We start from the raw sequence: 11,510 nt of genomic DNA, 5'->3' as shown, positions 1-11,510 counted from the left end.
CCGCGGGCGGAATCCGCGACAGCTCACGAGGCCGCGCGGACGGCCACCGGCCGCCGCGCGAGCGCGAGGCCGACCCGCTCCCCCGGCTCGAGCCGGATCCCGGCCGCGTGCTGGACGACGAGCTCGTCCCCCTGCTCGGTGCGGACCGTGGAGCGGCGCACCGGTCCGAGGAAGCTGGTCGCGAGGACCACGGCAGGCAGATCGCCCGGAGCACCGCCCGGCACGATCTCGATGTCCTCGGGCCGGAGGAACGCCGAGACGGCGCCGTCGACGGCCGCGCCGTCCACCAGGGGCAGGCGCGCGCCGAGCACGGAGACGGCCCCACCCGAGACGACCCCCGGCACGACGTTCGAGAGCCCGACGAAGTGGGCGACGAACGGCGACGACGGCCGGGCGTAGAGGTTCTCCGGCGCGCCGAGCTGCTCGATCCGCCCCGCGTTCATCACCGCGACCCGGTCGGCGACGGCGAGCGCCTCCTCCTGATCGTGGGTGACGAAGAAGGTGGTGATGCCGATCTCGGACTGCAGCCGCTTGATCTCGTCGCGCAGCTGCACGCGGACCTTCGCGTCCAGCGCGGAGAGCGGCTCGTCCAGGAGCAGCACCCGGGGGCGGGTGACGAGCGCCCGCGCCAGGGCGACCCGCTGCTGCTGCCCGCCGGAGAGCTGGTGCGCGTAGCGGTCGCCCAGGGCACCGAGGCCGACGAGGTCGAGCGCGTCCTGGGCGGCCGTCCGCCGCTCCTTGGCCGCGACGCCGCGGGTACGCAGGCCGAACTCGACGTTCTCGCGGGCGCGCAGGTGCGGGAAGAGCGAGTACGACTGGAAGACCATGCCCATGTCGCGGCGAGCGACCGGCAGATCGGCGACGTCGCGCTCGTCGACCAGGATGCGACCGGAGTCGATCCGCTCGAGCCCGCTCAGCGCGCGCAGCGCCGTGGTCTTGCCGCAGCCGGACGGGCCGAGCAGGGCGATGAACTCCCCCGGCGCCACGTCGAACGAGACGCCGTCGAGGGCCTTGGCGGCGCCGTAGTGCCGCGCGACGTCGAGGAAGCGGACGCGAGCGCCCGGGGAGGAAGGAGCGGTCACGGCGTGCCTTTCGAGGCGCGGCGCCCGGTCGCGACGAGTCCGATCCGCGCGAGGCGGCCGATCCCGAGCAGCAGGGCGAAGGCGAACAGGAGGGAGAGGAGGGAGAAGATCACGGCCACGTAGGCGTCCTGCTTCGACACCTGCACGAGACCGGTCTGCAGCGTCGTGCGGCTGAGCAGCGAGGCGATGGTGTACTCGCCGAGGACCACGGCGACGGTGATCAGCGCGGCGGCGACGAGGCCGCGGCGCAGGTTCGGCAGCAGCACCCGGACGAGCACGCCGAACGGGCCGGCGCCCAGCGAGCGGGCGGCCTCCGAGAGCGTGATCGCGTCGAGCCCTGCGAGGTCCGCGGCGATCGCGCGGTAGGCGTAGGGCAGCACGAGCACGCCGTAGGCGAGCGCGAGCGTCCAGGGCGCCGAGCCGACGAGGCGGGTGATCACCGAGTAGACCGGCGCGAGCCCGACGACCAGCACGATCGCGGGGACGGTCAACGGCAGCAGGCAGACCAGCTCGAGCGCCCGGCGCAGGCGCGGCAGGCGGATCTCGACGAGGAGCATCGTCGGCACCAGCAGCACGAGCACGATCAGGGCGGTGACGACCGCGAGGATCAGCGAGTTGCCGATGCCCTGGAAGAGCGCGCGGTAGCCGCGCTCGTTCTCCGAGTCGAGGATCGCGGTCCAGTGCGAGAGGTCGTAGCCGCCGGCGCCGCGGAGGGTGAACTCCGCCATCGCGATCAGCGGCACCGCGAAGGCGAGGCCGGTGACGACGAGGACGATGCGGGAGAGGGCGCGGGTCACCGCTGCCACCGCCGGGCCCGGCGCTGCAGCAGCGCGTAGCCGGACATCAGCACGATCATCACGAGGAGCATCCCGAGCGCGAGCGCACCGGCCAGGTTCTCCCGGCCGAGGACCGTCTCGCTGACGAGCGCGGCGCGGATCTGCAGCGGCACGATCTGCGCGCCCTGGCTGATCAGCGCCGCGGCCGTGGCGAACGAGGAGAACGCGTTGGCGAACAGCAGCAGCACCGAGCCGAGGAAGGAGGGGGCGAGCACGGGGACCGCGACCCGCCACCAGTAGCTCACCGCTCCCCCGCCGAGCACGGCGTTCGCCTCCGCCCATTCGGGGCGCAGCCCCTCGAGGGCGGGCAGGAAGGTCAGCACCATCAGCGGAACCTGGAAGTAGAGGTAGGGCAGGATCAGCCCGGGCAGCTGGTACAGCCAGACGCCGTCGGCGTAGAGGTCGACGCCGGCGCCGGCCAGGAGGGTCGTGACCAGGCCCTGCACGCCGATCGTCGCGATGAAGGCGAAGGCGAGCATCACGCCGCCGAACTGGGCGAGGACGCTCGCGGCGGCGTCGACGATCGTGCGCAGCGGACCGCGCGGATCGGCGCCGAGCAGAGCGAGGCAGACGATGCCGCCGAGGACCGCGCCGACGACGGCGGTGAGCGCCGACAGTCCGAGCGAGGCGCCGAAGGCGGACAGGACGACCGGGTCGCCCAGCGCTGCGACGTTCGCGAGCGTCGGCCGCCCGTCGCCGTCCACGAAGCCCGTGCCGACCGCGAGGACGGTCGGCACGGCGAGGAAGAGCAGGACGTAGACCGCGAACGGAGCGACGCCGAGCGCTGCGGGAAGACCGCGCCGTCCCCGGGGCGCGCGGGCCCCGGGGACGGCGCGGACGGCGGCGGTCGTCACTGGATCGCCGCGCCCCACTTCTCGGCCAGCAGGGCCGAGGCGGCCTCGGTCTGCTCGGAGGTGAACTGGACGAGGTCCTCCGGAGCGGCGCCGACGGCGTCGAGGGCCTCCGTGTCCACCGTGCCGGCGTCGACCATGGCCGCCAGGCGCACCGGGTAGGCGCCGGCCGCGAGGTAGAGGTTCTGCGCGGCGTCGGAGTAGAGGTACTCCTGCCAGAGGCGCGCGGCGGCCGGGTGCGGCGCGTCGGCGTTGATCGCCTGGTTGTAGTAGCTGCCGACCGCGGTGCCGGGCAGCACCGTCGTCGTCCACTCGCGGGTGCCCTCGTTCGCCTTCGCGGCGGCGAGGTTGTTGTAGCTCCAGTCGAAGACGACGGGGGTCTCGCCGGAGGCGATGGTCGCGTCGGTCGGGTCCAGCGGCAGGAAGTTGCCCGCGTCGTTGAGCTTCTCGAAGAAGTCGATGCCGGACTGGACGTCGTCGGCCGAGCCGCCCGACTGCAGGGCGGCGAGCTGCACGGCGGCCGCCGCGGCGCCGGCCTGGGTCGGGTCGCCGTTGATCGCGACGGAGCCGCGGTAGTCGGCGCCGAGCAGGTCGTCGAGCGACTCGGGCGCGGGCACGGCGTCGGCGTCGTAGCCGATCGACATCAGGCCGGTGTAGTCGTTCACCCAAAGGCCGGTCTCCTCGCGGTTGCCCTCCGGGATGTCGTCCCAGGTCTCGACCTTGTACGGCGCGAACAGGTCGGTGTTCGCGAGCGCCACGGCGGCACCGAGGTCGAAGACGTCCGGAGCGGTGTCCTGGCCGGCCAGGTTCTGCGCGGTGCTGATCTCCTCGGCGGAGGAGACGTCGGGGTCGGCCGAGTTGACGGTGATGCCGTACTCGTCCTCGAAGCCCGAGATGAGCTCGCCGTAGTTGGCCCAGTTGTCGGGCAGCGCGATCACGTTGAGCTCGCCCTCGGCCTTCGCGGCCTCGACCAGGGCGTCGAGCCCGCCGAGGTCGGCGGCGGAGGTCGCGGTCGAGGCGTCGACCGACGCGTCGCCGGACGAGGCGCCGGCGTCGCCGGAGCAGGCGGTCAGGGTGAGAGCGAGAGCGGCGGCCGCGGCGGCGAGCACGCCGGCGCGGGGGAAGCGCTGGGTCGTCAAGAGTCCTCCAGGAGTCGGGTGGGTGGGCCCCTGCGGGCGCCTCGGGAAACGTAGGGGCGGCTCCCGACATCCCGGGGCCGCCCGGATGAACCGGACGGGAACACTCGGCGCCGGGGCGGGATCGGCCGATGTCGGCGGCCTTCGCTAGCGTGGGGCACCATGACCGAGCAGCTCAGCCCCGCGCTCGCGCGCCGCATCGCCCTGGCCGCCCAGGGCTTCGGTGCCGCGCCGCCGCCGCGGGTCGGCACGCGGCAGATCCTCGGCGTGATCGACCGGATCCGGCCGCTGCAGCTCGACTCGGTCAACGTCTTCGAGCGGAGCCACTACCTCCCCGTCCTCGCCCGGCTCGGCCCCTACGACCGCGCCCTCCTCGACGCGGTCGCGTTCTCGCCGAAGGGCCACTACCTCGAGTACTGGGCACACGAGGCGGCGCTGATCCGTCGCGCCGACCTCCCGCTCTACCGCTGGCGGATGGAGCACTACCGCCGCGTCCGCCTGCCGGAGCACGAGGGCTGGGCGGCCGAGAACCGGTCGACGCTCGACTGGCTGCGGGCGGCCCTCGCCGACGGCCCGCTGCGCGCGTCGGAGATCGAGCACGAGGCCAACACCCGGACCGGACCGTGGTGGGGCTGGTCCGACATGAAGCGCGGGCTCGAGGTGCTCTTCCGCTGGGGCGAGGTGGTGACCGCCGGGCGCACGCGCTTCGAGCGCTCCTACGCGCTCGCCGAGCAGGTGCTGCCCCGCGAGGTGCTCGAGGCGGAGGTCTCCACCGAGGACGCGGTCCGCGAGCTGGTGCGCCGCTCCGCCCTCGCGCTCGGCGTCGGGACGCTCGGCGATCTGGCCGACTACCACCGGCTGCTGAAGGCGCCGACGCTCGCGGCCGTGCACGACCTGGTCGACGCGGGCGAGCTGGTGCCGGTCGAGGTCCGCGGCTGGGAGCGCTCGGGACGCCCGCTGCCGCTCTGGCGGCACACGGCGGCGCGGCGGCCGCGCGAGCTGCGGGCCGACGCACTGCTCTCCCCCTTCGACCCCGTGGTCTGGCACCGCCCGCGCGCCGAGCTGTTCTTCGACTTCCACTACCGGATCGAGATCTACACCCCGGCGGCCCAGCGCGTGCACGGCTACTACGTGCTGCCCGTGCTGCTCGACGACGTGATCGCGGCGCGCGTCGACCTCAAGAGCGACCGGCAGAACGGCGTGCTGCGGGTGCAGGCGGCCTGGCGCGAGCCCGGAGCGCCGCCGGACACGGCCGAGCGCCTCGCCGCGCTGCTCGTCACCGCCGCGCACTGGCAGGGGCTCGACACGGTCGACGTCGTCGGGCGGGGCACCCTCGCGCCCGAGCTCCTCGTCGCCCTCACCACCGGCCACCGGGAGGTCCTCGCATGAGCGGTCCGCAGGAGCGGCAGGGCACCATCGCGCTCGCCCTGTCCGAGAAGTGCGTCGCCCTGCTGCTCGAGCGCGGGACCACCAAGGGCGTCAGCTCGATCGATCTGGCGCACGCCGCCGGCATCTCGCTGCGCACCTTCCACCGCTACCTCGGCGGCAAGGAGGACTGCGTGCGGCCCGTGCTCTACGCTGCCATCGCGGCGATGGCGCGGGAGCTCGTCGCGCGGCCGGAGTCGGAGTCGCTGAACACCGCGCTGGGCGCCGCGTTCGCCGCGGCCGCGTCCGGCCCGCAGCTCGAGCGGACGCTGCGGCTGATGCCGCTGCTCACCGAGACGCCCGGCATGCGCGCGGTCTGGGTGCAGTCGCTGCACGACGGCGAGGGTGCGCTCACCCCGAGCATCGCTCAGCGGATGGGCCTGCCCGCGGCGGACGAGCCGCGCGCGGCCGTGCTCGCCACGGTCGTGCTGGCGCTGGTGCGGCGGGCCCTCGTGGACGCCGTCGCGACGGGCACCGACCCGGCCCCCGTCTTCGACGAGTACCTCACGACGCTCGACGGCGGCCCGCTCGCGGCGGCAGCCCCGGCAGCGCGCTGACGGCGGGTCGAAAGGCACATGCTGATCGAGTAGCCCGCGCAGCGGGCGTATCGAGATCCACCACCGTCGGAAGTCGAGTCTGCAGACCCGGCGTGTCGATGACGGTGGGTCTCGATACGCCCCTGCGGGGCTACTCGACCGGCATGAGGGGCGCCGCTGCGGGGCTACTCGACCGGCATGAGGGGGGCGCCGCCGGGGCCGCTTCCTCCGTGGCGTCAGAACTGGACGCGGGGCGGCTCCGAGATGGCGGCGAGGTCGCCGACCTCGAAGAACTCGCGCTCGGAGAAGCCGAGGCGGCGGGAGAAGAGCGTGTTGGGGAAGACGGTGACCTTGGTGTTCATCTCGCGGACGCCGCCGTTGTAGAAGCGGCGGGCCGACTGGATCTTGTCCTCCGAGTCGACCAGCTCGCCCTGCAGCTGCAGGAAGTTCTGGCTCGCCTGCAGCTGCGGGTACGCCTCCGCGACGGCGAAGATCGACTTCAGCGCCTTCTGCATGTGGTCCTCGGCGGCCGACGCCTCGGCCGGCCCCTGCGCGGAGAGCGTCTCGGCGCGGGCACGGGTCACCGAGTCGAACACCTGCCGCTCGTGCGAGGCGTAGCCCTTCACGGAGTCGATGACGTTCGGGATCAGATCCGCCCGCCGCTTCAGCTGGACGGTGATGTCGCTCCAGGCCTCGTCCACGCGGACGTTCAGCGTGACGAGGGAGTTGTAGGTGGCCCAGAGGTAGATCCCGAGGATCACGACGAGCACGACGACGACGATGAGCGGGACGAGCCATTCCATGCCGACAAGTGTAGGGAAGGACCCCGCGCCGTTCCCCGCAGTCCGGCGCATTCGCAGAGACGCGGGTGGCGCTACTTCAGCGTCTTCTGCATCAGCACGGTGCTCAGCCAGCGCTCGAACTTGAAGCCGACGCGGCCCATCCGGCCGACCTCGACGAAGCCGTACTTCGCGTGCATCGTCAGCGACGCCTCGGCCCCCTTGTCCGCGATGACGGCCATGACCTGGCGGATGCCGACGGCCTTCGCGCGCTCGAGCAGCTCGGTCATCAGCGCCTTGCCGAGGCCCTTGCCGGTCGAGGCGGCGCGCAGGTAGATCGAGTTCTCGACGGTGAAGCGGTAGGCGCGCTTGGACGACCACGGCGACACCATCGCGTAGCCCAGGATCTGCCCTGACGGCGACACGGCCACGATGAACGGCAGCCCCAGCTTCTGGTTGCGCGCGAACTTCGAGCGCCACTCCTTCAGCGTCGAGTCGTCCTCGTCGAAGGTCACCACGGTGTTCCGGACGTAGTGGTTGTAGATCTCCTGGATGTCCGGCAGGTCCGCGCTGCGCGCCTCGCGGATCTCGAAGGAGAACTCCGGCTCGGGGGCGGGCGCCCGGCGCAGGTGCGGCGGTAGGACCCGGCGCTGCTCGTACTCTTCCTCGAGCATCTCGCTCCTTCTCGGCGGTGGTGGTCGGCGTCGCTGATCCCGGGCGGCGGCCGCGATCCGGGCCAGCGTAGCCGGGGTGGCGGAGCACCGCACGCGCGGCGGGCCGCGCTGTCGGGCCCCGAGGCTCAGGGCAGGAGCGCCCAGTCGACGGGCTCGGCCCCGCGCTCGGCGAGCAGCTCGTTCGCGCGGCTGAACGGGCGCGAGCCGAAGAAGCCGCGGGAGGCGGACAGCGGGCTGGGGTGGACGCTCTCGATGATCCCGGAGTCGCCCAGCAGCGGCCGGAGGTTCGCCGCGTCGCGTCCCCAGAGGATCGCGACGAGCGGCTGCTCGCGGGCGACGAGTGTGCGGATCGCGTGCTCGGTGACCCGTTCCCAGCCCTTGCCGCGGTGCGAGGCGGGCGCGCCCGGCGCGACGGTGAGGACGCGGTTGAGCAGCAGCACGCCGCTGCGCGTCCAGCCGCTGAGGTCGCCGTGCTCGGGCGGGGAGACACCGAGGTCGTCGCGGAGCTCGCGGTAGATGTTCTGCAGACTGCGCGGCAGCGGCCGGACGTGCCGGTCCACGGCGAAGGACAGCCCGATCGGATGCCCGGGCGTCGGATACGGGTCCTGCCCGACGATCAGGACGCGGACGTCCTCCAGCGGCGCGGCGAACGCGCGGAGCACCTGCGCGCCTGCCGGGAGGTAGGGGCGCCCGGCCGCGGTCTCCGCGCGGAGGAAGTCGCCCATCGCCGCGATGTCGCCGGCGACCGGGGCGAGCGCCTCGGCCCAGCCGCGGTCGATCAGGCCGGCACCTGCCAGCTCCTGCAGGTCCACGCTCAGCTCGCGGCGAGGGTGGCGACCGACACTCCGGCCTCGCCCGCGCTCGCGCGCCAGACCGAGCCGGCGCCGCGGACGCGCAGGGCCCCCGTGCCGACGGTGAGGACCGTCGACTCGTCGATCGCGACGCCGCCGTCGACCAGTCCGGCCTCGACGGCCGCGACCAGGCGGCCGAGCGTGCCCCACTGCGCGGCGTGCACGTCGATCGAGACGTCGACCAGGCCGATGCCCTCGAGCACCGTCACCTCGTCCAGCTCCTCGGCCGCGTGCTCGGGCGCGACGGCGACGCCGCCGATGCGGTCGCCGCCGACGATCGCGCGGTCGGCGGCGACCGCGGCGCCCGCGGAGTAGCCGGCGTACGGCACTCCGGAGGAGACGAGGTCGCGCAGGCGCGCGAAGGACGCCTCGAGCGCGTCGCGGTAGGCGGGCGTCAGGCCGCCGGCGACGAAGATCCCGTCGACATCGTCGAAGACCGCGGGGTCGATCCGGCCGCCCTCGGGCTTCATCACCGCGAACGGGAGGAGCTTGCCGACCGTGGCGAGCGTGGCGGCCCAGCCCGCGTAGACCTCGGGGCCGAGGCCGTCGTGCACGACGACGATCGCGATCCGCGGGCCCTCGATGCGGCCGGCGTCGACGGCGCGGTCGTGCGCCTCCGCCAGGAAGGCTCCGTAGAGCTGCTGGTCGTACTCGGCTCCGCCGCCGCCGCCGATCAGGTGGACGCTCACTCGTCGTCCTCCGCGAGGGCGCCCGCCACCGGGGGCAGCGCCGACCAGGGGAAGACGATCCAGCGCGGGGTGCGCCGCCAGAAGAAGTCGGGCTCGAGCACCGTGCGGGGCTTCGTGTAGAGGGTGACGGTCTGCACCTCGGCGCCCATCGCGCGGATCAGGTCGACCGAGAGGGCGAGGGTGTGGCCGGAGTCGGAGACGTCGTCGACCAGGAGGATGCGCTTCCCGCGCACCGACGCCTCGTCCAGCAGGGGCGGCAGGACGACGGGAGCGGCCAGTCGCGCCTCGACGCCGGTGTAGAACTCGACGTTCAGCGCACCGCAGCTCTTGATGCCCAGCGCGTAGGCGACCGCGCCCGCGAGCAGCAGACCGCCGCGCGCAATGGCCACGACCAGCTCCGGGCGGTAGCCGGAGGCGACGACGTCGTCGGCGAGATGGCGAGCGGCGTCACCGAACTCGAGCCAGCCGAGGACCTCCTTCTCCGTGGCGGCGAGGAGGGCGGCGGAGTCGTCGGCGTCGGAAACCATGAGGGACAGGCTAGAGCGTCGCGAGGCCCCGCGTCACATCACGGGGCCTCGCGAACGGCGCCTGTCACGCCTTCGGGGTGAGCGCGCCCTTGATCACCTTGTGCGGGGCGGCCTGCGCCACCGGCTTGATCGTCACCAGATCGAGGTTGACGTGCGGCGGCAGCTCGACGGAGGAGACGATCGCCGCGGCGACGTCCTCGGCCATCAGCGGGGCGGGGACCTCGGCGTAGACCTTGTCGGCGCGCTCCTTGTCGCCGCCGAAGCGGACCAGGGAGAACTCCTCGGTGTGCACCATCCCGGGCGCGATCTCGATCACGCGGATCGGCTCACCGGCGAGCTCGAGGCGGAGGACCGCGACGAGCGCGTGCGCGGCGAACTTCGCGGCGTTGTAGCCGCCGCCGCCCTCGTAGGCGACGTGGCCGGCGATGGAGGTGACGGTGACGATGTCGGCCGAGCCCTCGGAGCCCTCGTCGGCGATGCCCGAACGCAGCAGCGGGAGCAGCGCGCTCGTGACGAGCTTGACCGAGAGCACGTTGATCTCGAACATCCGGGTCCAGTCGGCGGGGTCGGACGCCTCGACCGAGTCGAGGCCGAGCGCGCCGCCGGCGTTGTTGACGAGGGCGTGCACGGGGCCGGTCTCCGCGAGGTGGTCGCGCAGCGCGTCGACCTGCGCCGCGTCGGTGAGATCGGCGACGAACAGGCTCGCCCCGGTCTCCGCGGCGAGCGCCTCCAGCCGCTCCCGGCGGCGGGCGACCGCCACCACGTCCCAGCCGTGCTCGCGGAACAGGCGGACCGTCGCCGCACCGATCCCCGAACTCGCTCCTGTCACCACGACGCGTCGAACCACGCTCGTCCTCTTTCCGTCAAGCCTCGGACACCATCGACTCCGTCGTCGGAGCCAACGCTAGCCTGGCCGCATGCAGCCCGCCGACCCGGCTCCCGCCACCGCCGGGTCGCCCACCGCCCCCAAGCGCCGCGTTCCCCTCTGGGACAACGCCCGCTTCGTCTGCGTCGCGCTCGTGGTGATCGGCCACGGCATCCAGCGGCTGACCGCCAACTCGGACACGTCGCTCGTCGTCTACCTGACGATCTACGCCTTCCACATGCCGGCCTTCGCGATCATCTCCGGCTACTTCTCCAAGGGCGGAGCGCCGAACGCCCGCGCGATGCGCCGGGTGCTCACCGACATCCTGCTGCCCTACCTGATCATGGAGACGATCTGGACGCTGGTGCAGTTCGCGGTCGAGGGCAAGCAGGAGTTCAACCCGACCAAGCCGAGCTGGACGCTGTGGTTCCTGCTCGCGCTCGGGATCTTCCGGCTGGTCCTCCCCTACCTCGCGCTGCTGCGCTGGCCGCTGCTGATCAGCGTGGTCCTCGCCGTCGGCGTCAGCTACTACGACAACATCGACTCGACCTTCTCGCTCGCGCGGGCGATCGGGATCCTGCCGTTCTTCGTCTTCGGCTGGCGGCTGCGCGGCTGGAAGGCCGGCTCGCGGCTGCTGGTGGACCGCTGGCTCGACCTGACGCCGCGGCAGATCCTGCTCTCCCGGGTGATCGCCGTCGCGCTCTTCGCAGCGACGGTCGTGGTGATGACCGTCAACATCGACGCCTTCCGCGCGGCGGATCTGCGCTACTGGTTCTTCTACGACCGGCCGTACGACGCGCTCGGCGAGACCGCCTGGTGGGCCGGGCTCGTCCGGCTTGCGCTGATGGCGACGGCGGTCGTGCTCTCGCTCGCGCTGTTCAGCCTGATCCCGCGCCGCCGCACGGCGATGACGGCCTGGGGGCAGTCGACGATGTACGTCTACCTGCTGCACAGCTTCGTCCTCTACCCGCTGCGCGAGTCCGGGCTGCTGTCCGCGACCGAGAGCACGGTCGCGCTGATCCTGATGATCGTCTTCTGCATCGCGGTCGCGATCGCGCTCTCGCTGGGCTGGACGCGCACCGTCTTCCACAAGATCGTCGAGCCGAGGGCGGCCTGGCTCTTCGCGCCGGTCGTCGACGAGCGGCCCGAGCGCCCGAACCGGGCCGACCCGACCGGGTCCAAGCGCGACCCGCATCCGACGTCCGGGATCCGCACCGGCCGCTGATCCGTCGCGGTTACCCCGTGTGTCGGGCGCCCTG

At 73.0% G+C, this 11,510-nt stretch carries 13 protein-coding genes; 3 read left to right on the top strand and 10 right to left on the bottom strand.

Annotated features, from left to right (window positions below):
* Positions 1 to 23 precede the first annotated feature (23 nt).
* Genes EDF45_RS05845 through EDF45_RS05830 form a run of 4 tightly spaced genes read right to left on the bottom strand, consistent with a single transcriptional unit; the run spans position 24 to position 3,908 of the window.
* Complete coding sequence (locus tag EDF45_RS05845) at positions 24 to 1,082, bottom strand: ABC transporter ATP-binding protein (protein ID WP_123735276.1); 1,059 nt, start codon at positions 1,080 to 1,082, stop codon at positions 24 to 26.
* Positions 1,079 to 1,879, bottom strand: coding sequence for an ABC transporter permease (locus tag EDF45_RS05840; RefSeq protein ID WP_260311852.1), 801 nt, complete (start codon positions 1,877 to 1,879; stop codon positions 1,079 to 1,081). The genes EDF45_RS05845 and EDF45_RS05840 overlap by 4 nt, the downstream gene beginning before the upstream one ends.
* The gene (locus tag EDF45_RS05835; protein WP_123445406.1) at positions 1,876 to 2,772 is read right to left on the bottom strand and encodes an ABC transporter permease subunit; all 897 of its coding nucleotides are present in this window, start codon (positions 2,770 to 2,772) and stop codon (positions 1,876 to 1,878) included. Before EDF45_RS05835 ends, EDF45_RS05840 begins: the two co-directional genes overlap by 4 nt.
* Entirely contained in the window at positions 2,769 to 3,908 is a 1,140-nt protein-coding gene (locus tag EDF45_RS05830; protein WP_185020089.1) for an ABC transporter substrate-binding protein, read from the bottom strand. Before EDF45_RS05830 ends, EDF45_RS05835 begins: the two co-directional genes overlap by 4 nt.
* Positions 3,909 to 4,067: 159 nt before the next feature.
* On the opposite strand from EDF45_RS05830, the gene EDF45_RS05825 reads away from it, so the two are divergent.
* Together EDF45_RS05825 and EDF45_RS05820 are read left to right on the top strand one after the other, a co-directional pair.
* Positions 4,068 to 5,294 (top strand): winged helix-turn-helix domain-containing protein, encoded by a 1,227-nt coding sequence (locus EDF45_RS05825; protein ID WP_123735275.1) that lies wholly within the window; start codon positions 4,068 to 4,070, stop codon positions 5,292 to 5,294.
* The gene (locus tag EDF45_RS05820; protein WP_123735274.1) at positions 5,291 to 5,887 is read left to right on the top strand and encodes a TetR/AcrR family transcriptional regulator; all 597 of its coding nucleotides are present in this window, start codon (positions 5,291 to 5,293) and stop codon (positions 5,885 to 5,887) included. Before EDF45_RS05825 ends, EDF45_RS05820 begins: the two co-directional genes overlap by 4 nt.
* Before the next feature lie 215 nt (positions 5,888 to 6,102).
* Here EDF45_RS05820 and EDF45_RS05815 read toward each other — a convergent pair whose 3' ends face one another.
* The 6 genes from EDF45_RS05815 to EDF45_RS05790 all read right to left on the bottom strand — a co-directional run bounded on the left by EDF45_RS05815 (position 6,103) and on the right by EDF45_RS05790 (position 10,233).
* Positions 6,103 to 6,669 carry a LemA family protein gene (locus EDF45_RS05815; RefSeq protein WP_123702724.1) on the bottom strand — a complete coding sequence of 189 codons (567 nt, stop codon included), beginning with the start codon at positions 6,667 to 6,669 and terminating at the stop codon, positions 6,103 to 6,105.
* 71 nt (positions 6,670 to 6,740) lie between these two features.
* Entirely contained in the window at positions 6,741 to 7,319 is a 579-nt protein-coding gene (locus EDF45_RS05810; protein WP_123702722.1) for a GNAT family N-acetyltransferase, read from the bottom strand.
* 125 nt (positions 7,320 to 7,444) lie between these two features.
* Positions 7,445 to 8,131: a uracil-DNA glycosylase gene (locus tag EDF45_RS05805; protein WP_397460001.1), complete on the bottom strand. Its 687-nt coding sequence runs from the start codon at positions 8,129 to 8,131 to the stop codon at positions 7,445 to 7,447.
* 2 nt (positions 8,132 to 8,133) lie between these two features.
* Complete coding sequence (locus EDF45_RS05800) at positions 8,134 to 8,859, bottom strand: Type 1 glutamine amidotransferase-like domain-containing protein (protein ID WP_123735273.1); 726 nt, start codon at positions 8,857 to 8,859, stop codon at positions 8,134 to 8,136.
* Positions 8,856 to 9,386: a phosphoribosyltransferase gene (locus tag EDF45_RS05795; protein ID WP_123445400.1), complete on the bottom strand. Its 531-nt coding sequence runs from the start codon at positions 9,384 to 9,386 to the stop codon at positions 8,856 to 8,858. Before EDF45_RS05795 ends, EDF45_RS05800 begins: the two co-directional genes overlap by 4 nt.
* A gap of 64 nt (positions 9,387 to 9,450) precedes the next feature.
* Positions 9,451 to 10,233 (bottom strand): SDR family NAD(P)-dependent oxidoreductase, encoded by a 783-nt coding sequence (locus tag EDF45_RS05790; RefSeq protein ID WP_260311851.1) that lies wholly within the window; start codon positions 10,231 to 10,233, stop codon positions 9,451 to 9,453.
* A 70-nt stretch (positions 10,234 to 10,303) separates the two neighbouring features.
* On the opposite strand from EDF45_RS05790, the gene EDF45_RS05785 reads away from it, so the two are divergent.
* Positions 10,304 to 11,476, top strand: a complete 1,173-nt coding sequence (locus EDF45_RS05785; RefSeq protein ID WP_123735272.1) for an acyltransferase family protein — start codon at positions 10,304 to 10,306, stop codon at positions 11,474 to 11,476.
* Positions 11,477 to 11,510 lie beyond the last annotated feature (34 nt).

Source organism: Rathayibacter sp. PhB186 (genome assembly GCF_003751825.1).
Taxonomy (GTDB): domain Bacteria; phylum Actinomycetota; class Actinomycetes; order Actinomycetales; family Microbacteriaceae; genus Rathayibacter; species Rathayibacter festucae.
Note: the sequence above shows the minus strand (reverse complement) of the source record. Positions and strands in the feature narration are given on the sequence as shown.

Excerpts from the sequence above, each read along its gene's own strand:
- EDF45_RS05825 (WP_123735275.1), top strand. The coding sequence starts at position 4,068 with ATGACCGAGCAGCTCAGCCCCGCGCTCGCGCGCCGCATCGCCCTGGCC.
- EDF45_RS05820 (WP_123735274.1), top strand. The coding sequence starts at position 5,291 with ATGAGCGGTCCGCAGGAGCGGCAGGGCACCATCGCGCTCGCCCTGTCC.
- EDF45_RS05815 (WP_123702724.1), bottom strand. The coding sequence starts at position 6,669 with ATGGAATGGCTCGTCCCGCTCATCGTCGTCGTCGTGCTCGTCGTGATC.
- EDF45_RS05810 (WP_123702722.1), bottom strand. The coding sequence starts at position 7,319 with ATGCTCGAGGAAGAGTACGAGCAGCGCCGGGTCCTACCGCCGCACCTG.
- EDF45_RS05795 (WP_123445400.1), bottom strand. The coding sequence starts at position 9,386 with ATGGTTTCCGACGCCGACGACTCCGCCGCCCTCCTCGCCGCCACGGAG.
- EDF45_RS05785 (WP_123735272.1), top strand. The coding sequence starts at position 10,304 with ATGCAGCCCGCCGACCCGGCTCCCGCCACCGCCGGGTCGCCCACCGCC.